General features: G+C 53.4%; 21 protein-coding genes. 12 read left to right on the top strand and 9 right to left on the bottom strand.

The genetic code is table 11. The features are described 5' to 3' along the window. Nucleotides 1-39 precede the first annotated feature (39 nt). Both Q8W22_RS04365 and Q8W22_RS04360 read left to right on the top strand, forming a co-directional pair. A complete protein-coding gene (locus tag Q8W22_RS04365; RefSeq protein WP_305451702.1) occupies nucleotides 40-1914 on the top strand; it encodes a DUF1302 domain-containing protein in 1875 nt (624 codons plus the stop codon). A 33-nt stretch (nucleotides 1915-1947) separates the two neighbouring features. Beyond that, nucleotides 1948-3309, top strand: coding sequence for a DUF1329 domain-containing protein (locus Q8W22_RS04360; protein ID WP_305451701.1), 1362 nt, complete (start codon nucleotides 1948-1950; stop codon nucleotides 3307-3309). A 134-nt stretch (nucleotides 3310-3443) separates the two neighbouring features. On the opposite strand, the gene Q8W22_RS04355 is transcribed toward Q8W22_RS04360, so the two are convergent. From Q8W22_RS04355 to Q8W22_RS04345, 3 genes are all read right to left on the bottom strand, one after another. Next, nucleotides 3444-3941 (bottom strand): outer membrane beta-barrel protein, encoded by a 498-nt coding sequence (locus tag Q8W22_RS04355; RefSeq protein ID WP_303432164.1) that lies wholly within the window; start codon nucleotides 3939-3941, stop codon nucleotides 3444-3446. A 105-nt stretch (nucleotides 3942-4046) separates the two neighbouring features. Beyond that, nucleotides 4047-5030 carry a serine/threonine protein kinase gene (locus Q8W22_RS04350; RefSeq protein ID WP_303432161.1) on the bottom strand — a complete coding sequence of 328 codons (984 nt, stop codon included), beginning with the start codon at nucleotides 5028-5030 and terminating at the stop codon, nucleotides 4047-4049. 30 nt (nucleotides 5031-5060) lie between these two features. After that, nucleotides 5061-5879, bottom strand: coding sequence for a ComF family protein (locus Q8W22_RS04345; protein WP_305451700.1), 819 nt, complete (start codon nucleotides 5877-5879; stop codon nucleotides 5061-5063). A gap of 452 nt (nucleotides 5880-6331) precedes the next feature. On the opposite strand from Q8W22_RS04345, the gene Q8W22_RS04340 reads away from it, so the two are divergent. Next, the gene (locus Q8W22_RS04340; protein WP_305451699.1) at nucleotides 6332-8140 is read left to right on the top strand and encodes an acyl-CoA dehydrogenase C-terminal domain-containing protein; all 1809 of its coding nucleotides are present in this window, start codon (nucleotides 6332-6334) and stop codon (nucleotides 8138-8140) included. Between the two features lie 318 nt (nucleotides 8141-8458). Here the strand turns inward: Q8W22_RS04340 and Q8W22_RS04335 are convergent, their stop codons facing one another. Beyond that, nucleotides 8459-8821, bottom strand: coding sequence for an HPF/RaiA family ribosome-associated protein (locus tag Q8W22_RS04335; protein ID WP_303432156.1), 363 nt, complete (start codon nucleotides 8819-8821; stop codon nucleotides 8459-8461). A 457-nt stretch (nucleotides 8822-9278) separates the two neighbouring features. Between Q8W22_RS04335 and Q8W22_RS04330 the strand changes: the two genes are divergently transcribed. From Q8W22_RS04330 to trpC, 5 genes are all read left to right on the top strand, one after another. Further along, nucleotides 9279-9956, top strand: a complete 678-nt coding sequence (locus Q8W22_RS04330) for an HAD family phosphatase (RefSeq protein WP_303432155.1) — start codon at nucleotides 9279-9281, stop codon at nucleotides 9954-9956. 214 nt (nucleotides 9957-10170) lie between these two features. Further along, nucleotides 10171-11655 (top strand): anthranilate synthase component I, encoded by a 1485-nt coding sequence (trpE, locus tag Q8W22_RS04325; RefSeq protein WP_303432153.1) that lies wholly within the window; start codon nucleotides 10171-10173, stop codon nucleotides 11653-11655. Between the two features lie 72 nt (nucleotides 11656-11727). Further along, a complete protein-coding gene (locus Q8W22_RS04320) occupies nucleotides 11728-12315 on the top strand; it encodes an aminodeoxychorismate/anthranilate synthase component II (RefSeq protein WP_303432152.1) in 588 nt (195 codons plus the stop codon). Between the two features lie 13 nt (nucleotides 12316-12328). Further along, on the top strand, nucleotides 12329-13375 hold the full coding sequence (trpD, locus tag Q8W22_RS04315) for an anthranilate phosphoribosyltransferase (protein WP_303432150.1): 1047 nt from the start codon (nucleotides 12329-12331) through the stop codon (nucleotides 13373-13375). A 29-nt stretch (nucleotides 13376-13404) separates the two neighbouring features. Beyond that, a complete protein-coding gene (trpC, locus tag Q8W22_RS04310; RefSeq protein WP_303432149.1) occupies nucleotides 13405-14211 on the top strand; it encodes an indole-3-glycerol phosphate synthase TrpC in 807 nt (268 codons plus the stop codon). Between the two features lie 119 nt (nucleotides 14212-14330). On the opposite strand, the gene crp is transcribed toward trpC, so the two are convergent. Beyond that, entirely contained in the window at nucleotides 14331-14969 is a 639-nt protein-coding gene (gene crp, locus Q8W22_RS04305; RefSeq protein ID WP_303432147.1) for a cAMP-activated global transcriptional regulator CRP, read from the bottom strand. Between the two features lie 389 nt (nucleotides 14970-15358). Here crp and Q8W22_RS04300 point away from each other — a divergent pair, with 389 nt between their 5' ends. Together Q8W22_RS04300 and speD are read left to right on the top strand one after the other, a co-directional pair. Continuing rightward, nucleotides 15359-15778, top strand: coding sequence for an OsmC family protein (locus Q8W22_RS04300; protein WP_303432145.1), 420 nt, complete (start codon nucleotides 15359-15361; stop codon nucleotides 15776-15778). A 78-nt stretch (nucleotides 15779-15856) separates the two neighbouring features. Beyond that, on the top strand, nucleotides 15857-16651 hold the full coding sequence (speD, locus tag Q8W22_RS04295; protein ID WP_303432143.1) for an adenosylmethionine decarboxylase: 795 nt from the start codon (nucleotides 15857-15859) through the stop codon (nucleotides 16649-16651). 117 nt (nucleotides 16652-16768) lie between these two features. Here the strand turns inward: speD and Q8W22_RS04290 are convergent, their stop codons facing one another. Genes Q8W22_RS04290 through Q8W22_RS04280 form a run of 3 tightly spaced genes read right to left on the bottom strand, consistent with a single transcriptional unit; the run spans nucleotide 16769 to nucleotide 20750 of the window. Further along, nucleotides 16769-18778, bottom strand: a complete 2010-nt coding sequence (locus Q8W22_RS04290; protein WP_305451698.1) for a TonB-dependent siderophore receptor — start codon at nucleotides 18776-18778, stop codon at nucleotides 16769-16771. Between the two features lie 35 nt (nucleotides 18779-18813). Then, on the bottom strand, nucleotides 18814-19830 hold the full coding sequence (locus tag Q8W22_RS04285) for a class I SAM-dependent methyltransferase (RefSeq protein ID WP_305451697.1): 1017 nt from the start codon (nucleotides 19828-19830) through the stop codon (nucleotides 18814-18816). After that, nucleotides 19827-20750: a MerR family transcriptional regulator gene (locus Q8W22_RS04280; RefSeq protein WP_303432138.1), complete on the bottom strand. Its 924-nt coding sequence runs from the start codon at nucleotides 20748-20750 to the stop codon at nucleotides 19827-19829. The genes Q8W22_RS04285 and Q8W22_RS04280 overlap by 4 nt, the downstream gene beginning before the upstream one ends. Nucleotides 20751-20973: 223 nt before the next feature. Between Q8W22_RS04280 and Q8W22_RS04275 the strand changes: the two genes are divergently transcribed. Next, the gene (locus tag Q8W22_RS04275) at nucleotides 20974-21438 is read left to right on the top strand and encodes a PAS domain-containing protein (RefSeq protein ID WP_303432137.1); all 465 of its coding nucleotides are present in this window, start codon (nucleotides 20974-20976) and stop codon (nucleotides 21436-21438) included. A gap of 86 nt (nucleotides 21439-21524) precedes the next feature. Here the strand turns inward: Q8W22_RS04275 and ppa are convergent, their stop codons facing one another. Beyond that, complete coding sequence (ppa, locus tag Q8W22_RS04270; RefSeq protein WP_303432135.1) at nucleotides 21525-22058, bottom strand: inorganic diphosphatase; 534 nt, start codon at nucleotides 22056-22058, stop codon at nucleotides 21525-21527. 155 nt (nucleotides 22059-22213) lie between these two features. Between ppa and Q8W22_RS04265 the strand changes: the two genes are divergently transcribed. Then, entirely contained in the window at nucleotides 22214-24454 is a 2241-nt protein-coding gene (locus tag Q8W22_RS04265) for a TonB-dependent siderophore receptor (protein ID WP_305451696.1), read from the top strand. The last annotated feature ends 11 nt before the right edge of the window (nucleotides 24455-24465 follow it).

Here is a 24465-nt window from a genome sequence, read left to right as displayed (position 1 = left end):
GAGGCGACTATGAATAATAAGAATACAGGCGGGCACGCTATGAAAAAGCTTCCATTGGCTCTGGCCATTTCGGCTCTTGCAGCCACTTCAGCCCAGGCTACCGAGTTTTCGGTGGGCGCGGTCGACATGCGTCTGGACAACACCATTAGCGCCGGGATTGCCTGGCGACTGGAAGAGCCGGGGGCAGAGCAAATCATGCCGGGTAACGGCGCGGCTACGGGCAACAGTGCATCTGGCTCATCGTATAACTATGACGACGGTACGCTGAATTATGGCAAAGGTGATGTCTACACCCGGGTGATCAAGTGGACATCCGACCTCGAAATGAGCTACGAAAACTATGGTGGCTTCTTTCGGCTGCGGGCGTTTTACGATGACGCCATCATGAATGACTCAACCGATTTCAAAGACCTCAGTGATGAAACCAAAGACGCTGCCGGTAGTGGTTACGACCTGCTGGATGCCTACGTCTGGGGGGATTTTGATTTCGGTGAAACACCGGTATCGGTGCGCCTGGGGCGTCAGGTATTAAGTTGGGGTGAGAGCACCTTTATCCAGGGTGGTATCAACAGCATTAACCCGGTGGATGCCTCGGCCTTCCGCAAACCGGGCGCTGAGCTGAAAGAAGGCTTGCTGCCCGTCAATATGCTGTATACCTCCGTCGGTTTGACGCCAGACCTGTCGGTAGAGGCTTTTTATCAGCTGCAGTGGGAAAAAACCCGTACTGACCCTTGCGGTACGCTCTTCTCAAGCTCGGACTTTGTCGCTGATGGCTGTGGCCCGGTGATCTTGTCGGGCACGTCCAGCGAGCTGGATATTCTGGCGGCACGGGATCAGGAAGTGGCCGACAACCAGCCGTTGTCTGAGCGTGTGGCGCCGGTGGCTGAACGCTTGCCAGATGGTGAACCCAAAGACTCTGGCCAGTACGGTCTGGCCTTTCGCTGGTATTCCGAAGCGCTGGGTGACACGGAATTTGGTGCTTACTACATGAATATTCACAGCCGCTTGCCGTTTATTAATGGTGTGGTGGTGAATAAATCCGACAGCAGTTATTACAACGCTGATGCCACCTATGAGAGTAACTATCCGCTCTACCAGATCGCCTACCCGGAAGACATTCAGGTCATGGGGTTAAGCTTTGCAAGGGCCACGGAAGGCGGTGCTTCCATATCCGGTGAGGTCAGCTATCGTCCGGATATGCCTCTGCAGTGGAATGCCTTCGAGCTGTTGTTGGCGGGTAACGCCGCACCTTATAGCCGTTTGTATCAACAACGACTGGCGGAAGCCGGTGGTGATCCAACGGATCTGTCGGGTGAGTTTGCCATTGGTTACGACGAGTTTGATATGTGGCAGGCCCAGGCAACCTATATCACCTTCCTGGACCGGATACTGGGTGCTGATCGGGCGGCGCTGGTGGCCGAAGTGGGGGTGAGCTTTATTCCTGATCTGCCCGATACCGATGATGCACGTTATGGCCGTTCCGGTGCCTATGGCATCGGTAACAACGATGGCGTTTACAGCGCCGCCGGAGATACCAACTTCTGTACGGCCGATACCGTTCCAGGGACGGACGAAGCCAACAGCGGCCAGAATGCCAACACCGACAACTGTACTGACGATGGTTATGTGACCCAGTTGTCCGGGGGCGTGCGCTTCCGTATGTCGTTCGACTACAACAATGCCTTGGCCGGGGTGAATATCACTCCGATTGTCTCGTTGGCGTATGACAAGGGGTATGGCCCGGAGCCGGGTGCCCAGTTTATTGATAACCGCCTGACCACAGGTTTGGGGCTACGCTTTGTATACCTGAACACCACGTCGGTTGACGTGAGCTACAGCAACTACTCTGGTGGCGATTACAACACCATGAAAGACCGCGACAATATCAGCCTGTCTGCAGCCTACTCATTTTAATTGGCAGCCAGCGGAACAAGCGAGGAATACAGCATGATCAAATCAACGATTCGCGTACTGGGCAGTGCCTTGATTCTGTCACTGCCGATGTTGGCAGTTGAAGCAGCCGTCCCGGCAGCAGAAGCGGCCAAACTGGGTAAAGAACTGACACCGGTGGGAGCCAACAAGGCCGCATCCGGCGATATTCCAGCCTGGACAGGAGGGCTGTTACAGCCTCCTGCGGGGTACACCAAAGGCGGCAAACTGGTCGATCCTTTTACCGATGAAAAGCCGCTGTTTGTGATCGACAGCAGTAATTACAAACAGTATGCCGATCACATATCGGATGGCCAGCAAGCCATGTTCGAGAAATATCCGGATAGTTATCGCATGCCGGTGTACCCGACTCACCGGACTGCGGCCTACAGCGACAGCATTTATCAGGAAACCGCCCGTAACGCCACAGCCACCAAGCTGGTGGATGGCGGTAACGGCCTGGAAAATTACGTTCAGGGGACACCATTCCCGATACCGTCCAATGGTCTGGAAGTTATCTGGAACCATATCGTCCGTTATCGTGGTGGCAGTGTTGAACGTACCATTGGTCAGGTGACACCGCAGGAAAACGGTGCCTATACACTGGTACGCTTTCAGGAAGAGTTTACCTTCAGGGACAAGCTGACCGACTATAATCCCGACAAGGATGACAACGTCCTGTTCTACTTCAAGCAGGATGTACTGTCACCGGCGCGTTTGGCGGGCAATGTGCTGCTGGTGCATGAGACTCTGGATCAGGTTAAAGAACCCCGTAAAGCGTGGATCTATAACGCCGGATCGCGCAAGGTGCGCCGTGCTCCTGCCATCGCCTACGACAGCCCCGGAACCGCGTCTGACGGCATGCGTACCTCGGACAACTTCGATTTGTACAACGGTGCGCCTGACCGTTATGAGTGGAAGCTGGTGGGTAAACAGGAAATGTACATTCCCTATAACAGCTACAAGCTGAAGTCTGGCCAGCTGAAATATGACGATATCGTTCAGCCCGGTCATATCAACCAGGATGTCACCCGTTACGAATTACACCGGGTCTGGAAGGTGGAAGCGACGCTGAAAGACGGTATGCGCCATGTCTATGCCAAGCGGGTGTTCTATATCGATGAGGATTCCTGGCAAGCGGCAGTGATTGATCATTATGACGGTCGTGGCCTGTTATGGCGGGTAGCAGAAGGACATGGCGTGATGTACTACAACGCCACTGTGCCATGGTACGGACTGGAAGTGTTGTACGACCTGACTTCTGGCCGTTATCTGGCACTGGGACTGGATAATGAGGAAGAGGGTTCGTTTGTATTTGGTGGCGAGCGCTCATCCCGGGACTATTCAACATCGGCCTTGCGTCGTTCTGGTCGCCGTTGATTGTATAGGCCAAAGGTAACCACCGCTTGCAGATGACCTCGTGGTCATCGCTGGCAATACGATCCATAACGTTTGCTTAACAGCACCGTGTGAGTACTCACACGGCGCTGTTTTTTTTGGCGGAAACCTGAACGTCAGAGATGAATCACCAAGCTGGCCAGGTATTGATTGGAAGCATCCTTGTTTACAAACTCTCCGCGTACTTGCAGTTGGCTGTTCAGCCGATAACCCACTCCGACGCCGGTCAGAATGCCGTCGTCATCGCCGACATCAATACCAACCCGACCAATCAGGGATAACTCCGGATTGATTTCCGGCAGGTCTTTTTCCACAACCGCCGCAATCCACAGGCCGCTGATGCTCTCATCGGTGTTGTCAAAGTCATCGGTCTGGCTGATACCCAGCTCCATGCTGGTGTGAATGCCTCCATCGATTGACCCCATGTCATACCCGACCAATCCCTGCAGGCCTCCAGCATCGGCACTGCTACCGCCGAACGGAGAATCAATGGTGTTATAGGAGAGACTGCCACCGAGATACAGTTTGCTGGTGTCCATGCCATCGGCTTGAACGGCCGTTGCCGCGCAGAACAGCGTGGGCAGCAGGAGAGTGGGTAGCATTAAACGAGTCATAATAATTCCTTAACACGTGTTAGATAACAATAAGTGAGCGTATCACTGCCATAACAGACCCATAACAGGCCCATAACAGGCCCGGCGCTGGTTCAGGCAAACGGTTCAGGCAAACAGTACCAACGGCTCCTGTTGCAGCGCGGCCTGCTGTTCGCGCAAGGTCAGGATGTGTTCAGACCAGAAGCGGTGGCTGTCAAACCAGGGAAAGGCGATAGGGAAGGCCGGGTCATCCCAACGCTGGCACAACCAGGCAGCGTGTTTCATTACGCGTATGGTTCGAAGGCACTCCACCAGTGAAAGTTCCGTATAAGGGAAGGGGCGGAACATCTCGTAGCCGTTACGAATCACATTGAGCTGGGACACCTGTTCATCACGGGCGCCGCTCAACAACATCCAGATATCCTGCATGGCCGGGCCTTGTAAACAATCATCGAAATCGACCATCCACAGCTGTTCATTACGTAATAACAGATTGCCGGGGTGTAAATCGCCATGTAACCGGATGGTACGGAACGACCTGGAAGACATCTGTTGCTCCAGGCTTGCTACCAGTTGCGGCCAGATGCTTTGGTAAACAGCGTGGTAGTCCAGAGGCATATGACCTGAGGCCAGTACCGTGTCGGCGGCCTGGGCCAGATCCTCAGCTCCCAAAATCAGTGGGCGATGATCAAAGTTCTTCCAGCTGCCTACCTGGTGCAAGCGCGCCAGCCAGCGACCGAGCAACTCCAGGTCGGCATTGGAGGACAGTTCCGGGGCATGACCACCACGACGTGGAAACAGCGCAAACAGAAACGGCTCGCTGTAGAACAGGCTTTCGCCGTCGATTTGAATCGGGGCAACCACCGGAATTTCTTCTTCGACCAGATCAAACATGAAAGCGTGTTCTTCCAGAATCGCCGCACGGCTCCAGCGATCGGGGCGATAGAACTTGGCGATCAGTGGTTCGCTGTCTTCGATGCCGACCTGGTATACCCGGTTTTCATAGCTATTCAGCGGGAATACCCGGGCGTCACAGAGATAGCCTACGGACTCAATGGCATCCATCACCCGCTCCGGGGTCAGGTTGGCGTAAGGATGTGTGGTAGACATAATCGGCCCTCGTCTGGATTCAACGGGCGATTATGCCTGACTCTCTGGCAAGCCACATCCATGCAATGCTAACGGCATGGTCATTCCAGGGGGTGGTGTTCGCGCCAGTGTCCAGACGCCAACAATGGCTGCCCCTTGCTGCTTCAGCAAGGTCGCTACCGCATCGGCCGTGGCACCGGTGGTGAGTACATCGTCAATCAGCAGCAGGTGCATGCCGTGCAGGGATTGCTGGCCGCTGTCGAACTGTTGCCGGGCTTGCTGCAAGCGGGAAGCGCGGTGCTGGCCTCGTTGTGGGGTACTGCCTCGACGGCGTAGCGCCTGGTGTAATATCGGTTTGTGATGACGGGAAGCCAGTTGTTCACAAATAATCCGGGCAGGGTTAAAGCCGCGCCAGAGACGCTTGCGCCAATCGGATGGCACGTACACCAGCGCATCGACCTGGGTAATCGCCGCGGGTGGATGATGGGCCATCCAGTGACCCAGGCGTAACAGCCACTCATAACGACGGCGGTCTTTGGCCTGGCGTAACCAGTGACTAACCGGTGTTTGGTAAGGTAAAAAAATGTGAGTGTAATCGAAAGCCGGTGGCGTTTGTTGGCAATGCTGGCAGCGGCGTTCGTTGTTATTGAGTAACTCACCACACTGGCTGCACGCCGGATAGGGGGTGCGCAGCACTTCTTCACAGTGGTGACACAAAAAACCACTGATGCTCTTGCTGACCGAGCTCTGGCACCATTCACAACGAAAGTCCGACAGCGGCCCGGCGGCTGATTGACGGGACAGAGACCGCTGTCTGGGTAGCTGGTTTTGCTGCTGTTTTTGTTGCTGCTGCTGTGGGTTGCCTGCCATCGTCTTCCCTGACTCTGATTGGGTATTGATTGAATACTGATTGTTGATAAAACGCAGCCACTATCCTGCTTGGAGGGTGATATCGGGTCAATGGTTGCTAATCCGTATTGTGCCTTCTCGGTGGTGGAATTTGTGTCCTATGCTGGGTTGATAGCCGTTGTTGTATTGGCGTGGGATTTTGCCTGCTACCAGTGTCGGGATGACAAGTCATTGTTGTGTGTTTTTGCTTGACAGAGCTATAAAGCAAACGTATGTTTCAAACAGTTGTTTTAAAACATCAAGTGATACACCACGGCAACACACGCGCATGACGCGGTCACCGGGCGATCAAGCAACAACGGAACAACGAAATAACAACAGCGTACTGGTTCATTGATTGATGGCCGGTACGACTACTAATAAACAGAGCGCCATCAGGCGACCCAAACCAGTCAGGCGACGAGGTATCCCTAATGCCAGAATACAAAGCCCCCCTGCGTGAAATTAAATTCGTTATGGACGAGCTGCTGGATATGCCGTCCCATTACGCCAATATTCCTGCTTACGCCGATGTGGCGACTCCGGACATGGTGGATGCCATCCTTGCTGAAGGCGCTCGTTTTTGTGAACAAGAGCTGGCACCGCTGAACCGTGTCGGTGATATCGAAGGCTGTCAGCGTCACGAAGATGGCACCGTCACCACACCGACCGGCTTTAAAGAAGCCTACGCCAAGTTTGTTGAAGGCGGTTGGCCGTCTCTGGCCCATGACGAAGAATTTGGTGGTCAGGGTTTGCCTGAATCACTAGGGATTGTGATTTCCGAGCTGGTTGGTTCATCCAACTGGTCTTGGGGGATGTACCCCGGCTTGTCTCACGGTGCCATGAACACCATTGAACAACACGGTACCGATGCCCAGAAAGCCACCTATCTGACCCGTTTGGTCTCTGGTGAGTGGACCGGCACCATGTGCCTGACTGAGCCGCATTGTGGTTCTGACCTGGGGATTCTGAAAGCCAAGGCAGAGCCAAACCCGGATGGCAGCTATGCCATTACCGGCACCAAGATCTTTATTTCTGCCGGTGATCACGATATGGCAGACAATATTATCCATATCGTGCTGGCCCGTTTGCCTGGTGCTCCGGCTGGTACCAAGGGTATTTCGCTGTTTATTGTGCCCAAGGTACTGCCGAATGAAGACGGCACGCTGGGAGATAAAAACGCCGTTGAATGTGGCTCGCTGGAACACAAAATGGGCATTCACGGCAACTCTACCTGTGTCATGAACTTTGATGGTGCCCAAGGTTGGTTGATTGGACCGGAGAACAAAGGCCTGAACTGCATGTTCACCTTTATGAACACCGCCCGTATCGGTACTGCCTTGCAAGGTTCTTCTGCGATGGAAGCGTCTTATCAAGGTGCTCTGGCGTATGCCAAAGAACGTTTGGCGATGCGTTCACTGACCGGGGCAAAAGCGCCGGAAAAAGCCGCCGATCCGATTATTGTGCACCCGGATGTCCGTCGTATGTTGTTGACGCAGAAAGCCCTCAACGAAGCGAGCCGGGCACTGGTGTATTTTGCCTCGCAGCAAAACGACATTGTCAAAAAAGCCGAGACCGAAGCCGAACGTAAAAGTGCTGAAGAGCTGCTCAGTTTCCTGACGCCGATTGCCAAGGCCTTCCTGACCGAAGCCGGTTGTGAAGCAACCAACCTGGGTATGCAGGTGTATGGTGGCCATGGGTATATTACGGAATGGGGAATGGAGCAGCTGGTGCGGGATACCCGGATTGCGACTATCTATGAAGGAACCACGGGTATTCAGGCGCTGGATTTGCTCGGCCGTAAAGTATTGATGACGCAAGGGGCGAGCCTGCGCACCTTCACCAAGATCGTGCACAAGTTCTGCAAGGCGGAGTCGGGTAATAAAGCCTTGTCCAAACTGATCAAGCCCTTGATGGAAGTGAACAAGGAGTGGGGCGACCTGACCATGAAAGTGGGGATGGGGGCGATGAAAAATCGCGATGAAGTAGGCGCCGCTGCTGTCGACTATCTGATGTACTCCGGTTATATCGTGCTGGGTTACTTCTGGGCGCGCATGGCCAAGGTAGCTCAGGACAAGCTGGCTGCAGGTACCAGTGAAGAGGCCTTCTACAAGGCCAAACTGACCACGGCAAACTTTTACTTCCGCCGCATCCTGCCCCGTACCCGGATGCATGCTGCCACCATGACAGCAGGAGCCGCCAGTCTGATGGATATGGCCGAAGAGGATTTCTCTTTCCTGTAAGCCGGTCGCGATTGCGCTGATGGATACCAGCCACTCTTCGGAGTGGCTTTTTTATGCCTGGATTATGTGTCTGGGTTGTTCGGCTGGGTTGTTCGGCTGGATTGTTCGGCTGGATTGTTCGGCTGGATTGTTCGGCTGGATTGTTCGGCTGGATTGTACGGCTGGATTGTACGGCTGGATTGTACGGCTGGATTGTACCGTGTGGATATGAAACCGGCTTGCATGGCGCTTGGCCAGTGCTGGATGTTGGGTAGCCACAAAAAAGCCGCTGGTATCAGCGGCTTTCAGAGCTATTTAACAGGGTTTTAACGACAAGGTTCAGGTTGCCTGAGCAACAATCGAGGCCGTGCGACGATTACGATTAACCCGTTTTTCATGAATCTTGCGGATTTTACGCTGGGCCTTTTCAAACGCATCCCTGACAGCAACATACATATCTTCGTGGTCAGAGTTGTCGTGATTGTCATGGGTGATCGCGACAGTTTCTCCAGGCAAGCCAACCTCCAGCGACACATGAGCCAACTTGCCTTTATAGCTGTGGTTATGTGGCATGGCGACAACCGCACGAATCCCGGTGATGTCGTCAAAGGTGGAGATAAGTTTGGTGGCTTTCTCTCGGATAGATGCTTCTATACCGTCTGAATGTTCGATGTCACGAAAACTGATTGCCAGACCTTTCATAAACGCTCCTTGGTTAAAATAAGCATGAGGCTACGCCGGGAAATCCGGCGGACAACATCGCGTTGGCGCTGTTGTCTTTACGCACGTGCCAAAGGGCAGATCCGTATTGGTATACAGACCGGTTTCTGGATCTTGCCGAGTGCGCCTGGATCGGTATATTTACCTCCCTTCAACGTAACGGTAGTCTTTAAAACCTTTATAAAACAATAAGTTGCCATTAACACTGGCGAACTGGAAAACATCTTTTGCCAGTTCTTGTTGCCGTGTCTCTGTCATTTCCTTATGTCTTCAGACTACATTAACTTGTCACAAGGTCAATCATCTGGATGTAACATTTTTATGTTTTTTTTGCGGAACTTTTTGCCTTGGATGCAACAGTGAATGGACGCGACGAATTCGCATTGGGCAGGGTTTGAATGCGTGTTAGTCTGAGCGACAGCATCGTGGGCGGAGTGTCATGCAGGTATACAAGGTAAAGGTCGTTTTTTTTGATCTGGACGACTCACTGATTAACAAAGACGCAAACAGTCTCTGGATCAAATGGCGAGTACGCCGTGAGCGCTGGGCTTTGGTCGAGGCGACGCTGGCGCTGGCTTCCTTGTATCGTGCCTATAAAAAGGGTCGGGTAACACACTGGCGCTTGTCCAACTATTACAAGACCCGTGCTCGCGGGATGGCTTTGTCTGTATATCAGCAGCGGGTGGCGCAATTTTTTGCCGAGCGCGGGCACCTGCATATTTATCCGCAAGCGGCTTCGCTGTTATTTGCCTACCAGCGCCAGGGGGTTGAACTGGTGATGATTACTGGCGCTGATGATTATGTTGCCCGTGCTTACGCCGACGCGCTGGGTATCACTCATGTGATCAGTAATCGCCTCAAGGTGGTGAATGATCGTATCGTCGGCTTGCAGCGCCCCTTGTGTTACGGCAGTGGCAAGGTTGGCCTGGCTAGGGCATTTTTGCGTGAGCGTGGCCTGAAATTCAGTGATGCCGCCTTTTATACCGACAGTCATGCAGATTTACCCTTGCTGGAAAAAGTCGCCCAGCCAGTGGTGTTGAATCCGAACGCCCGTTTACGTGATGCAGCGGCCTTGCGCAGTTGGCCTTGTCTGGACTGGCGACCACTCAAAAACTGAAATCAACCATTGTAAGGCTTGCCGGAGGTGGGCCTTCTGGTATGATCTATGCTCGATTAAATCACGACTAGGGAGCCCGTGGTGTTCTACCCTCTGGATCGTCCTCAGCAACAGGGCCAGCTACTCGCCCGTCGATGGTGATAAACGCCTGATTTCCTGCATCACACAAAAGGATGCATCCGTTATTGCGTTTACTCACACTCAGGTTCCTATTATGACTCCGCAAGAATTTGAAACTCTGGTTGCCCAGGGCTACAACCGTATCCCTGTGTCGCGCCAGGTGTTGGCCGACATTGATACCCCTCTCAGTACCTACCTCAAATTGGCCGACCGGCCTTATTCCTACCTGTTCGAATCGGTACAGGGTGGGGAGAAATGGGGGCGTTATTCAATGATCGGATTACCCGCCCGCCATGTTATCAAGGTAACGGGCCATCGGATTATCCGGCAAGAAAACGGTGACACGGTCAGCGAGCTGGAAGTGCGTGACCCGCTGCAATACATCAGCGAGTTACAGCAAAGCTACAAAGTCCCGGACTTGCCCGGCTTGCCGCGTTTTCAGGGCGGGCTGGTCGGCTACTTTGGTTACGATACCGTGCGCTATATCGAACCCCGGCTGGAAAAAGGCTGCCCCGCTGATGAGCTGAATACCCCGGATATCCTGCTGATGGTGTCCGAAGAAGTGGTGGTGTTCGACAACCTCAGTGGCACCTTGCATCTGATCGTGCTGGCCGATCCGCAACAGCCCAACGCGCTGGCGGTGGCTGAACAGCGTATCGAGCAACTGCGCGAACAGTTGCGTCAGCCCTATCAGGGGGAAATAGGCCAGCCGTTGGCGCAGCCGCGCGAGGTCGAGGAAAAAGATTTTCGTTCAATGTTTGGTGCCGATGAATTCCGTGCGGCAGTCGCTTCGATCAAGGATTACATCTTCGCTGGCGATATCATGCAGTGCGTGATATCCCAGCGGATGCAGATTCCGTTTGCCGGTGATCCGGTCAATATCTACCGCGCCCTGCGGACGCTGAACCCGTCACCCTATATGTATTGCATGCATCTGGGTGACTTTCATGTGGTCGGTTCTTCACCAGAGATTCTGGCCCGGCTGGAAGATGGTGAAGTCACGGTGCGGCCGATTGCCGGTACACGCAAGCGTGGTCACAACGCCGCTGAAGATCTGGCGCTGGAGCAGGAATTACTGGCCGATCCGAAAGAAATCGCCGAACACCTGATGTTGATCGATCTGGGGCGTAATGACGTTGGCCGGGTTGCCCAGACGGGCAAGGTAGAGCTGACCGACCGGATGGTGGTGGAGCACTACAGTCATGTGATGCATATCGTTTCCAATGTCACCGGGCAAGTGAAAGAAGGCACCACGGCCATGGATGTACTGAGAGCCGTACATCCGGCCGGTACTTTAAGTGGTGCGCCCAAAATCCGGGCAATGGAAATCATTGATGAGATGGAAAGCACCAAGCGTGGTGTGTATGGCGGTGCGGTCGGTTATCTGAGCTGGAATGGCAATATGGATACGGCGATTGCCATTCGTACCGCGGTCATCAAGGACGGCATGCTGAATATTCAGGCGGGAGCCGGGATCGTGGCCGACTCGGTGCCGGAAATGGAATGGCAGGAAACCCTGAACAAGGGTCGCGCCATGTTCCGTGCCGTTGCTCTGGCTGAAGCCGGGCTGGATCAATAACGACCTGCAGACAGGTCGCTACCTACCGAATGAATGACAGGGGCCTGATGCCGGGCGCCGTTGGAGTACAGCATGCTGGTAATGATAGATAACTACGATTCTTTTACGTACAACATTGTGCAATATTTCGCCGAGTTGGGCGCAGAAGTACGGGTGTTTCGTAACGACGAGGTGACGCTGGAGCAAATAGAGGCTCTGGCTCCTGATCACCTGGTTATTTCCCCGGGGCCTTGCACGCCGAATGAAGCCGGAATGTCGATGGCCGCTATCCGGCACTTTGCCGGCAAGGTGCCAATTTTGGGAATTTGTTTGGGCCATCAATCGATTGGGCAGGTATTTGGCGGCACCATCGTACGAGCCGGACAGGTCATGCATGGTAAATTATCGGCCATTCATCATGGCGATGTCGGTGTGTTCAAGGGCCTGACCAATCCCTATCAGGCGACCCGTTATCATTCTTTGGTGATTGATAAAAACACCTTGCCGGATTGCCTTGAAGTGACGGCCTGGACCCAGAATGACGATGGCAGCCAGGAAGAAATCATGGGGATTCGACATCGCGAGCTGGCGATTGAAGGGGTTCAGTTTCATCCTGAATCCATTCTGACTGAGCACGGCCATGACTTGCTCAACAATTTTTTGCACATGCGGCTGAACTGACCAGGAGACTGATATGGAAATGCGTGCTGCCCTCGCTCGGGTTGTCGAACGTAATGACCTGACGACGGACGAGATGACCGACGTTATGGGACAGATAATGGCCGGACAGTGTGACGATGCCCAGGTCGGTGCGTTTCTGGTTGCCTTGAGAATGAAAGGCGAAAGCATCGATGAAATCGTCGGAGCCGTCCGGGTTATGCGAGAGCTGGCCCATGGCGTCACCATTCATCCGTTACACGCGGTGGATATTGTGGGGACCGGTGGTGATGGATCGAACCTGTTTAATGTCTCGACGGCTTCATCCTTTGTGGTAGCGGCGGCCGGCGGCAAAGTGGCCAAGCACGGTAATCGCGGAGTGTCATCAAAATCCGGCAGCGCCGATTTACTGGAAGCTGCAGGGGTCAAGCTGACGCTGGATGCCACTCAGGTGGCCCGTTGCATAGAGGAGCTGGGCGTGGGCTTTATGTTTGCGCCTCAACATCACAGTGCCATGAAACATGCGATTGGTGTACGCAAGTCGCTGGGCATGAGGACAATTTTTAATATTCTCGGGCCAATGACCAATCCGGCCAGTGTCCCGAACCAGTTGATCGGTGTGTACAGCAAAGAGCTGGTACGGCCGCTGGCAGAAGTGATGCAGCGGTTGGGCGCGGGCCATGTCATGGTGGTACATTCAGACGATGGGTTGGATGAGATCAGTCTGGCGGCTCCAACCTTTGCGTGTGAGCTGTATATGGGTGAGTTGCGGGAACGTATCATTCGTCCGGAAGAGCTTGAGATTGAACCTCGCAGCCTGAGTGGTCTGACGGTCAATGGCGCCGAGGAAAGCCTGGCACTGATTCAGGATGCACTGGGCAAGCGTAAAACCGAAGCCGGTCAAAAAGCCGCCGATATGCTGGCGCTGAATGCCGGTGCTGCGATTTATGTTGCCGGTCTGGCGTTGAACCTGAAAGATGGTGTCAGCATGGCGCAAGACGCGATTTATTCGGGTCTGGCACTGGAAAAAATGAAAGAGCTGGTCAGCTTTTCAGTCTGTCTGGCCGAAGATGGTGCGGCCTGACGGCGGCGAAACCAAAGGCGAATAACGCAGTGAATAACGAAACACCAACCGTACTCCGAAAAATTCTCGCTACCAAGGTGGTGGAAGTCAGACAACGGCAGCGTGAGCTGCCGGTCGTCGAGCTGAAAGCGCAGGCACAGGACCAGGACCCGGAACAGTTGCGAGGCTTCTGTCAGGCCATGCGTACCCGTATTGATGCGGGTGATCCCGCGGTGATTGCTGAAATCAAAAAGGCATCACCCTCCAAGGGCGTGATACGAGAAGATTTTGTGCCGGGTGCGATTGCCGAATCCTACGAGCAAGGCGGTGCAGCGTGTTTGTCGGTGCTGACAGATCATGAGTATTTCCAGGGCCATGAAGATTTTTTGCAGCAGGCGCGTCAAGCCTGCTCGCTGCCGGTGATCCGCAAGGATTTCCTGGTCGACCCCTATCAGATTTATGAAGCCCGCATGCTGAATGCCGATTGTGTTCTGCTGATCGTCTCGGCGCTGTCGAGAATGCAGCTACAGGATCTGGAAGGCCTGGCTCATGAACTGGGAATGGATGTACTGGTAGAAGTGCATGACCACGATGAGCTGGAATCAGCCTTGACGTTGACCACGCCGTTGCTGGGAATCAATAACCGCAACCTGCATACGTTTGAAGTAACGCTGGAAACCACTTATGGATTATTGGCGTCGATACCCGATAACCGCTTGCTGGTGACGGAAAGCGGGATTCTGCAGCGTGCCGATGTGGATGCCATGCGTCAGCGTAACGTGCACGGTTTTCTGGTTGGCGAAGCCTTTATGCGGGCACAAGATCCGGGTGAGGCATTGAGTCAGCTGTTTTTCTGACCATCACTGGTTATCCTGATACGCGTTACAAACAAAAAAGCATTGCCACAGGCAATGCTTTTTTTGGTCGCAGCTTTGGCTGGCGTAGCGCACAGCCTGCTCAATGATTGTATGTACAGCTAGCGGGTGCCGTAGACCACCATGGTTTTGCCTTTGACTGATACCAGGCCACCATCTTCAAGGTCTTTTAATACACGACCAACCATCTCACGGGAACAGCCAACGATGCGGCCAATTTCCTGACGGGTAATCTTGATTTGCATACCATCGGGGTGCGTCATGGCATCTGGCTCCTTGCTGAGTTCCAACAGGGTGCGGGCCACTCGACCGGTTACATCCATAAACACCAGATCACCTGCTTTGCGGGTGGTATGGCCAAGGCGATGTGCCATTTGACGGAACAGGCGGAACAGTAATGACGGGTTCAGTTTGACCAGTTCTTCAAATTTGCTGTAGCTGATTTCGGCCACTTCGCATTCGGTTTTGGATTTTACCCAAGCGGTGCGGGTTTTGTGTTCTTCATCAAACAGGCCCATTTCACCAAAAAAGTCACCCGGATTCAGGTAGGCCATGATCATATCGCGGCCATCTTCGTCTTCAATGATGACGCTGACGGAACCTTTAACCAGATAGTACAAGGTATGACTTTCTTCTCCAGCATAAATCAGAGTGCTGCGCGCCGGATAACGGCGTCGGTGACATTGAGACAAAAAGTCTTCCAGGTAGGGATCCTTTTGGGGCAGTCTTACCAGGCTCATAGTTGGGCTTCCAATCCGGTACTGATGCAATTATTGCTCATGAACAGAATAAGTTAAACAGTATGTCAGTTTGTGACGCGGTGCGTTAGTGCTTTTACCATTACAGAGCGTATGGTTTTCAGTTCCGTGAACCAGATCATTAATATTGGTCATATAGGGTAAATATCGCGTAAGCCGTTGATTTATATGTTAGATCGATTTTTTCAAAAGGCAGAGGATACTACTTTTTGCCGGACTGCTGACGTCTGCAGGAGCAGTTAAATTGTATCTTATTGTTAAAATGACAAAATACGGCAGTAGGGTGACACGTCTGACTGAGACAATTTAACCGGGCGTGCTGGTTATGATACGCTCCGCGCCTTCCTCCAATAACTGTGCTGGTTGATAAGATGAAAGCAGAAATCAAGTGGGTAGATGGGGCCATGTTCCTGGGTGAATCTGGCAGTGGTCACACAGTTGTCATGGATGGACCAGAAGATCACGGCGGCAGAAACATGGGCGTCCGGCCAATGGAAATGCTGCTGCTGGGGCTGGGCGGTTGTACCAGTTTTGATGTCATGAGTATCTTGACCAAGCAGCGCCAGCAAGTGACCGATTGTGTGGCCGCCATTGAAGCGCAGCGGGCCGATACGGTGCCGTCGGTTTTTACGCGCATACACGTACACTTCAAGGTATCTGGCAAGAACCTGAAGGCGGGCAGTGTCGAGCGGGCTGTGGCTTTGTCGGCAGAAAAATATTGTTCAGCATCGATTATGCTCGAACAGGCTGGGGTTGAAATTACTCACAGTCATGAAGTGATTGAAGCCTGATATCAGGTATTCAGACCGAAGGTTAACCTACTTAACATCCACACCACCGCATCAGGCGGGGTTGATGAGGATACGCTATTGAACGACAAGTTGCGCCTGCACGGCTTCAACAACCTGACCAAGTCCTTGAGTTTTAATATCTACGATATTTGTTATACCCAGACCGAGAAAGAGCGCCAGGAGTATATTGAATACATTGATGAGCTTTATAACGCCGATCGTCTGACCCAGATTCTGGGCGATGTGGTGGATATTATTGGTGCCAATATTCTGAACGTGGCTCGTCAGGATTATGAACCCCAGGGTGCAAGTGTAACCATTCTGATTGCTGAGCATGAAGTGCCGCCCAGCGATGACCTGATGGAAGAGAAGCCGGGGCCGCTGAGAGATTCTGTGGTGGCACACCTCGATAAAAGCCATGTGACCGTGCATACCTACCCGGAAAGCCATCCGGATGGCGGGATCAGTACTTTCCGGGCGGATATTGATGTATCGACCTGTGGGCTGATTTCACCCCTGAAGGCTTTGAACTATCTGATTCATGCGCTGGACTCCGATATTGTGACGGTGGATTATCGGGTGCGCGGTTTTACCCGCGATGTTGATGGCAACAAGCATTATATTGATCATGATATCAACTCGATCCAGAACTACCTGACCGAAGATACCCGTAACGCCTATCAGACCATCGATGTGAATGTGTATCAGGAAAATACCTTCCATACCAAGATGCTGCTGAAGGATTTTGAACTGGATAACTATCTGTTTGGTGAAGCTGCGCTCAGCCTGAGTGACGCTGAACGGGATGTGATCGAGAACAAGGTGCGCAAGGAAATGCTGGAGATTTTCTACTCCCGTAATATGCCAGACTAAATACCGCAGTTCTGCAGTACTCCGGGAGCGGCTGTGATCAGCGCGCTGCCCGGTATCAGCCAGCGGCTGTTTCGGCTGACCCGTTCTGGTGTCAGTCTCTTGATCTTTTGGGGTGATTCAGCTTTCTTTGCGTAGCTGTAATTGCCAGCGCCATTCGTTGTCGTTTTCCATGTGGAAGGCAGGGGAGTCACTGTCATAGTCGCCGGCCTGGCGCTGATTGATGGAAACACCAATCCGCCAGCCTCCTTTCCATGAATAATCCAGATAGCCGCCAGCATTGTGGGTCGATGTATTGTGGACGGTGATATCACTGCTGTCGCCAATCGCCAGATGCGTCGACGGGCCCTGATAACACCAGTAGGCACCGATACGGGCATGGCGCAGGTACCAGTACTCGACACTGGCTTTGACCACTGAATCCGGGGTCTGGTCCAGTCGTCGCCGTTGTTCAATCACCTCGCTACCGCGAATGTCGGAGTCATACAGATTGACTCCCAGCTCGATGATCAGCGGATTGTCTCCCCGTTGTAACGGCTTGCGCATGGTCAGGCTGACGCCACGTAATACCGCCGGGACGGCGCTGTTGACCGGAGTGACCTGAAATTGCCCGGAGGTGGTGGCACTGTAAAGATAATGAATCGGCTGATAGATGCTGCGCTGAAACAATGACAGCACCACACCTTCTTCTTCGGCCCGGACGCCGGTCTGGAACTGGCGTTGGTAGCGGATCACATAAGACGTCATTTGTTCGTCGACCAGGTCGGCATTGCCGATCCATACCAGCTCTTCGTCGTCCAGATTATGGGGTACGCGGTCGCTGGCACGGGCCGGGCGGATACTTTGACCAAGGCTGATTTGCAGCTGTTGGTGATAGTCGAGGCGGCGGCTTAGAATTGCACTGGGTAACCAGTAACTGGCGGTGGCGATTTCAGATTGCTGGTCCAGATTCTGGCTCCCGGCGTTATCCTGGCTGAGTTCATAAGACTCGAGGCGTAACCCCAGGGTCAGCCGAGTGCCGGGAGTGACCTGCCAGGCATCCTGCACAAATGCAGAAGCCCGATTCTCCTTGAACTTGAGCCGTTGCTGGCCGGTGCCAGAATAAAAAGTGTTTTGTTTGCGTTGCTGATAGCCAAGGCCCAGGGACCAGCGATGTTCGTCGCGAGTTTCTGCCAGTGTCCAGTGGAGTCGATAACGGCTGGCATTCTCGTCGTTATTGGTGGTGTCGCGCTGCTGCTGTTGCTTGAACTGTTCGCCCGCCAATGACACTTGGCTGATGAGGCTATCACTGCGATGACTGGCATTCAGGCGCAGGTGCTGGTTTGTCCGGTTATGCTGGTAAGACGTATCACTCAGACCCGGGTGAGTGGCATCGTAACGCAGGGTGAACGGCAGTGGCTCGTGTTGGCGGTCATAGTCGCTGTTCATCAGAATCAGTTCACTGCTCAGGCGAGTGGCGGTGGACCAGGTCATTTGGTGGGACAGCCGGAAGGTGTCATCCTGTTGCTGACGCCGTTGTGACCAATCCTGATTCAGGTCAGCAGTGGTGAACGAGCCCTGGCTGTGGCTGACCTGACGGATGCGGGAGAGCCCGACGCGCAGGTTCGGGGATGGTGAGGCATCTGCCAGTAGCTGATAACCCTGGTAAGGGCCGCTGATACCAGCCAGATAAGTATCGGGGCTGAACTGGTCTTTGAGAATAAGATTGATGGCCCCGGCGGCACCGCCTCCCCAGTCCTGATCTGCCTGGCTGTTTTCACTGATGTCGATACGCTTGATCATGGCTGCGGGAATACGTTCCAGCGCCACTCGTTGAGCATTACTGTCGCCCAGTAATGGCTGGCCATTGATCAACAGGCTTTGATAGCTGCCGCTCATGCCGTAGAGAAGTACGTCATCTTCCAGATTAAGGTTCTTGCCCAAACCGGCTGTCGGGAGTTGACCGAGCAGGTCGAGGGCGGTCAGAGGCAGGAAGCGATTATAATTTTCCGGGTCGTAGGACAGTGTGGCGTCATTGGCCTGGGCTGTCGTTGCTGCTCCGAATAGCAGCACCATCAACAGCTGAATAACCCCAGACCCAGGGAGATACTGATGCTGCTTGATCTTGGCCACTGGTGCGGTGCGGAACATGAAACATCTCCCTGGCATCTGGCTCTGGTCTGACATTAATGGCTGATGCGCAGTATCTTGAAGCCATTGGCGGTAGCGACTTCCTCGACCTGGCTGAAGCAGCGCGCGGCCCACTCTTCGTAAGGCAAATGACGATTGGCCACAATCCATAGTTTGCCTCCTGCCCGTAATTGCTTGCGCGCATTGGCAAACAGCTGTTCGGCAAACTGATAATCGGTTTCCTTGCCGGCGTGGAACGGTGGGTTGCTGATGATGGTATCGAAGTAGCCATTGACCTGGCCCAGTCCGTCACTGGCCACAATATCTGCTTTTACGCCCATACGGGCTGCGTTCAGGGCACTGCTGCGCAAGGCGAAGGCATCGGTGTCTGCCAGCGTAAGATTGATGTCGGTGCTGCGTAATGCCTGACTGATTCCGAGCAGGCCAGAGCCGCACCCCAGATCCAATACGTTGCCATGCAGTGGCTTGAGCTGGGCCAGCAGTAATTCGCTGCCCTTGTCGAGGGAACCCTGGCTGAACACTCCGGGCAAGGAGAGGTAATCCCGGCCGTCATAATGGGTAGCCTTGGCGAGAGCGAGCCAGTTGAAAGACGTTTGTTGGGGCCGTAACAACGCTGACCACAAGCTGCAGCGGCGGGCGCTATCGTGTTTCATGGTATCGGCCAGATGCTTGATCGCATTGTTGATGCTTTTGCCGCCGCTGTCGTTGGAGCCAACCAGCCAGACTTCTGGCAGATGTCGGTGAGCCGGAATCCGGGTCAGCATCTGTACCAGGGCGATGGCCAGCTGTTTGGCTTTGGGCCAGACGATAATGACGCGTTCGGTATTGTCTGGCAGTTCAACTTCGGGGATGGCGAAGGTGACCTTGTCTTCTCCGAGGGCGGCCAGCATGACCTGATAGCAGCGCCAGTCCCAGGTTTGCACACGGCATCCGGCGCTGCGTACCATGGCTAGCCAGGCCGGGTCGGTCTCACTTTCACTGGTCAGAATCAGTGTGTTGGCAGTCAGTAAATCCGGGTGGCGGGTCAATAATTGATAGGGGGCCTGGTTCATGCCGTCATTCCTTGCACTATGTCTCGTACGTTTAATGCTGCTATTTGGTAATCGTCACCAAGCGGGACCAGCCCTTGTTGGCGTAGCGGACCATCAAATTCACTGGCCTGCCCGGTGACAAACAGCGGGCAGCCGGTTTCTGCGGCAATGGTGTGTAATTGCTGGATACGTTCTGTCGAAGGAATTACTTCTATTTGTAGAACTGCGACGGGCCAGTGTCGGCACTCGTTCAGTAACAGAATAATCTGATCCAGCGCCATCAGGCCGGACAGACGGGTGGCTCCAAGGCCCAGCTGGCGGATCAATAACCCCAGCAACAGCAAGTTGATTTCGCTGTCTCTGGTGCAGTTGGCCAGCAGGATTCGAGGTTGTGTGGTGACGGCCGTGGTGTCGCTCTCTGACAGTCGCCAGGCCAGTCGAGCCTGTAGAAAAGAACTGAAAAAACACAGTCTGGCGTCGCCCAAAGGCTGGGATTTGCTCTCTTTAAGTTGACGATAAAAGGGTACAAACAGAAATCTCAAAGCCAGTTCAACCGGAAAAAACTGGCTGACTTCATCAAAGGTGGAGGCCAGCAAGCGGTCGTCAAAATGTTGGGTTGCTTGTTGCAGCAGCTCCCGATAATGCTGCCATTGAGAGGGTTTGGTCGCCGTCAGGGGGCTATCGTTATTGGAGTCGCCATTGGCCAGCATGGCCTGTGCCTGGGAGATGGGGATACCGCGATTCAATAAGGTGGTTACTTGCTTGATCAGTTGTATGTCTTGCTCGGTGTAGAGGCGATGGCCCTTGGCGGTTCGTTTCGGTTCAATCAGCCCGTAACGCCGTTCCCAGGCGCGCAAGGTGATGGCATTCACGCCTGTTTCCGCAGACACTATCCGGATTGGATAATACGCAGCATGGGAGTCAGAACCATTGCCTGTCATGTTAGGAGCTCTTGCGTTATCTGGTAACAATCAGGCTGTCACCTCGGGTGGACGGTTACCGGGCCAGTGGAGAAAATCCGCACACTTGCCAATGGTATACAAAGGTGTACAGATTCTATTCTTACATTGCTACAAAGTAAAAGTCGCCTTCCAAGTCTGTCAATTACTTGACCAGGACAGAGGGGCTGCTTAACTTGCCGGAATGATAACTTGGAGAGTGGGTATGTTTGCTGATGCGTCAGATCCTCAAGGGCCGATCAGCCTTGAGCTGTTGAAAAAAGCGATTGATGTCTCCAACGATGGCATTGTGATTGCCGAGCAGGAAGGTGACGATAATATTCTGGTGTACGTCAACAGGGCGTTTGAGCGTATGACGGGCTATCAGGCGGATGAAATCCTTTATCAGGACTGCCGTTTTTTGCAGTTGGGCGACAAAGACCAGCCTGCTCTGGAGGAAATTCGCCAGGCGATGGCGGCAGGGCGTTCTGCCCGTGTGGTGCTAAGGAATTATCGCAAGGATGGTTCGCTGTTCTGGAATGAACTGAGTTTGTCGCCGGTATTCAGTGACGAAGAACAACTGATGTATTACATCGGTGTGCAGAAGGACGTAACCTCGACGATAGACGCTTTGCAGCGAGCCGAAAAAGCGGAAGCGGAGCTGGCCGAATTACGCCAGAAGCCGGCTTGAATCATCACCCAGCGACATAAAAAAAGCAGAGACGCGATAGCGCTCTGCTTTTTGGGGAACATTAAAGCGCTGCTTTTGGACGCCGATTATTTGGCGTTGTTGTAGGCTTCGGCAGATTCCATGATCAGGCGACGTGCTTCATCGGCATTACCCCAGTCACGCACCTTGACCCATTTGCCAGCTTCCAGATCCTTGTAATTTTCAAAGAAATGGGCGATTTGGTTGCGCAGCAGTTCAGGAACGTCATTTACGTCCTGTACGTCATCATAAATTTTGCTGAGTTTTGTGTGAGGCACGGCCAGCAACTTGACGTCTTCGCCACCTTCGTCTTCCATGTTAAGTACAGCAACCGGACGCGCGCGAATAACGGAACCAGGTTGTACCGGATACGGTGTGATGACCAGCACGTCCAGAGGATCGCCGTCACCCGCCAGTGTATTTGAAATGTAACCATAGTTGGCTGGGTAGAACATCGGTGTGGCCATGAAACGATCGACCATCAGACAATCCATGTCCTTGTCGATTTCGTATTTGATCGGGGCGTGGTTGGCTGGAATTTCAATAACGACATAAACATCGTTTGGCAGGTCTTTACCTGCGGAAATGGCGTTGTAGCTCATTTTATTTTCCTGGGATTGTTGAGTTATTTGAGCGGATTATAGCCAAGCAGCTCTTGTTCTGTCAGGTCTACATCAGTATAAAACGGCAGGCATCGACCAAAGATGCAGGCACGATGGTTTGATAGCTTGAACAACGAGAAAAAGAAATACAACTTATGGCGGTATTAGTCTGGACCCTGATGGTTATCTCCTTGTTCTGTATCGCAGACAAGGCGATGGCCAATAATCTTGAAGAAGAGCTGATTCCGGGCTTGGCGGAATCATATCGTCTGGATGATGAGGATCTTCCGGTTGTTCTGACTGCGACCCGATTGCGCCAACCCCGTGCCGAAGTGCCTGCCAGTGTAACGGTGATCGATGCTGAGCAGATTGAGGCCTGGAACGTCACCACCTTGCCGGAATTGATGCGTTTTGTTCCCGGCATGTTTATTGGTCATGGGGATGACGAAAATAATGCCTCCCTTGCCTATCATTCTTCCAGCCCCAGTGTGATGCGGCGCTTGCAGGTGCTGGTGGACGGCCGTTCGGTCTTCCGGGCGGGTATTGCATCGGTGGTTTGGGATGATATTCCCATTGCGCTGGAAGATATCCAGCGTATCGAAGTCACCCGAGGTCCGAGTTCGGCGACCTATGGATCGAACTCATTTCAGGGAGTGATCAATATTATCAGCAAACATCCTGGGGATACGCTGGGTGTGCGCCTGCGTTACCGGAATGGTAATCAGGGTGAAGACGACAGTTTTGCCAGTTATTCCTGGCAGCAGGGGCGCAGTGCCAACCGCCTGACCGTACAGATCAATGCATCCGATGGCTTTGACGGGGCGGGCGCTGAAAACGGTGCAGATGAGTTACGAGACAGCAAGCGCCACGGCTTTATCAATTTTGATCAGCAGCGGAACTTCGATGGCGCTTGGCAGTTGCATACCCAGGCTGCTTACAAGAGTGGTCATACCGATATTCGCAAAAGTGATTACGATCAGGTCGCCCCGGATCAGGACACACGTCAGGGCATGCTGATGGCAAAATTGTCGCGGGATTTTAATGCCAACCACTCCGCCTCATTACGAGCCTACTGGCAGCATGACCGGCGCACGCAGGAAACCTTTGTGCGGGTGCCGACTGCCTTGCTGGACCCGGCTCTCTATGATCTTTATCGTGATAATCCGCAACTGGCCTCGCAGGGGGTGAGTGTTCCGGTGGTCAGTGCGGTTGCATCCGGGGCGTCGGCAGAGCAGCTGGAAGCGTTGGCGGCATCAGCGGGTTATGCGCTGGATGTCAGTGAGTCTGACCTGGCCTATTTACAGGAGATAGTGGCTAACACGGGTGGCGACCTCTCCAATCTGTCACAGCAGGTAAACGGTTATACCGACTCCAATATAACCGACGAGCGGTTTGATATTGAATTTCAGGATACCCGTCGCTGGAACCGGTCACTGCGTACCGTCCTGGGTGTCAGTATGCGCCGCGACCAAGTAACTTCCGAGACCTACTTCGGCGGCAAGGTAAATAACGATACCTACCGGTTTTTCGGTAATCTGGAGTGGCGTCAATCCGATCGCCTGATTGTGAATATGGGGGGGACCTACGAGCGTGAAGACGCCAACAAGGACGCCTTTTCTCCTCGAGTGGGCCTGAACCTGTTGTTGGCGCCACAACAAGGAATTCGCCTGATTCATTCCGAGGCGGTGCGCTCACCCGATTTGCTGGAGCAAAATCCCAACTATAATGTAATCATCAGTGGCCTGGATGATAATTATCTGGGCATTTCGGAAGGGACGTTTTTTATACATCAATGGCCGGAGTCCCGGGATCTCGATCATGAACGAATTATCAGTACGGAACTTGGCTACTATGGCCGTTTTTCAGGCCCTGATATTGAGGTCGATCTGAAGTTGTTCCAGGAGCATATGACACATTTGATTGCGGACTCCATCCAGCTGCGGAGCCTGGCTATCGGCTCGGATAGCCAGATTGATATCGACGGTGCTGAGCTGCAGGTTAACTGGCGCATCCGGCCAACCGACTGGATCTGGTTGTCGTCGGCCTATATTAATGTTGAACTCAAGGGCGAAGAAGGCGAGCGGCGTCAGCAGCGTGTGGATACCAGACTCAGCGCCCAGGACAGTGTGGTGGCCAGCTGGCATCATAAAGCGCATAACTGGAGTCTGACGGCTTCTCATTTCTGGTACGACGCCTACAACAGCAAGTACAGCCGTCACGGAAACCGTTATCGGCGTTACGAGATCAGTATGAAGGTATTTGACCGGGTTGGTCGCTTTAACCCCTGGCTGGGTTTCCACTTGCAGCATTTGGTGGATGACGGCAGTCTGGTGTACGTGAATCAGCAGTACTCGACCACTAATCTGTACAATGTACAGGTTGGTCTTAATTTCTGACAAGGAGTGGA

This window comes from Oceanobacter sp. 1_MG-2023, assembly GCF_030689025.1.
Classification (GTDB): Bacteria; Pseudomonadota; Gammaproteobacteria; order Pseudomonadales; family Oceanobacteraceae; genus Oceanobacter.
The sequence above is the reverse complement of the archived record's forward strand: the minus strand, read 5'-3'. Positions and strand labels throughout refer to the sequence as shown.

What these genes read in the sequence shown, in the direction of transcription:
- Q8W22_RS04365 (WP_305451702.1), top strand. Translation starts at nt 40, where the DNA reads ATGAAAAAGCTTCCATTGGCTCTGGCCATTTCGGCTCTTGCAGCCACT.
- Q8W22_RS04360 (WP_305451701.1), top strand. Translation starts at nt 1,948, where the DNA reads ATGATCAAATCAACGATTCGCGTACTGGGCAGTGCCTTGATTCTGTCA.
- Q8W22_RS04355 (WP_303432164.1), bottom strand. Translation starts at nt 3,941, where the DNA reads ATGACTCGTTTAATGCTACCCACTCTCCTGCTGCCCACGCTGTTCTGC.
- Q8W22_RS04350 (WP_303432161.1), bottom strand. Translation starts at nt 5,030, where the DNA reads ATGTCTACCACACATCCTTACGCCAACCTGACCCCGGAGCGGGTGATG.
- Q8W22_RS04345 (WP_305451700.1), bottom strand. Translation starts at nt 5,879, where the DNA reads ATGGCAGGCAACCCACAGCAGCAGCAACAAAAACAGCAGCAAAACCAG.
- Q8W22_RS04340 (WP_305451699.1), top strand. Translation starts at nt 6,332, where the DNA reads ATGCCAGAATACAAAGCCCCCCTGCGTGAAATTAAATTCGTTATGGAC.
- Q8W22_RS04335 (WP_303432156.1), bottom strand. Translation starts at nt 8,821, where the DNA reads ATGAAAGGTCTGGCAATCAGTTTTCGTGACATCGAACATTCAGACGGT.
- Q8W22_RS04330 (WP_303432155.1), top strand. Translation starts at nt 9,279, where the DNA reads ATGCAGGTATACAAGGTAAAGGTCGTTTTTTTTGATCTGGACGACTCA.
- trpE (WP_303432153.1), top strand. Translation starts at nt 10,171, where the DNA reads ATGACTCCGCAAGAATTTGAAACTCTGGTTGCCCAGGGCTACAACCGT.
- Q8W22_RS04320 (WP_303432152.1), top strand. Translation starts at nt 11,728, where the DNA reads ATGCTGGTAATGATAGATAACTACGATTCTTTTACGTACAACATTGTG.
- trpD (WP_303432150.1), top strand. Translation starts at nt 12,329, where the DNA reads ATGGAAATGCGTGCTGCCCTCGCTCGGGTTGTCGAACGTAATGACCTG.
- crp (WP_303432147.1), bottom strand. Translation starts at nt 14,969, where the DNA reads ATGAGCCTGGTAAGACTGCCCCAAAAGGATCCCTACCTGGAAGACTTT.
- Q8W22_RS04300 (WP_303432145.1), top strand. Translation starts at nt 15,359, where the DNA reads ATGAAAGCAGAAATCAAGTGGGTAGATGGGGCCATGTTCCTGGGTGAA.
- Q8W22_RS04290 (WP_305451698.1), bottom strand. Translation starts at nt 18,778, where the DNA reads ATGTTCCGCACCGCACCAGTGGCCAAGATCAAGCAGCATCAGTATCTC.
- Q8W22_RS04285 (WP_305451697.1), bottom strand. Translation starts at nt 19,830, where the DNA reads ATGAACCAGGCCCCCTATCAATTATTGACCCGCCACCCGGATTTACTG.
- Q8W22_RS04280 (WP_303432138.1), bottom strand. Translation starts at nt 20,750, where the DNA reads ATGACAGGCAATGGTTCTGACTCCCATGCTGCGTATTATCCAATCCGG.
- Q8W22_RS04275 (WP_303432137.1), top strand. Translation starts at nt 20,974, where the DNA reads ATGTTTGCTGATGCGTCAGATCCTCAAGGGCCGATCAGCCTTGAGCTG.
- ppa (WP_303432135.1), bottom strand. Translation starts at nt 22,058, where the DNA reads ATGAGCTACAACGCCATTTCCGCAGGTAAAGACCTGCCAAACGATGTT.
- Q8W22_RS04265 (WP_305451696.1), top strand. Translation starts at nt 22,214, where the DNA reads ATGGCGGTATTAGTCTGGACCCTGATGGTTATCTCCTTGTTCTGTATC.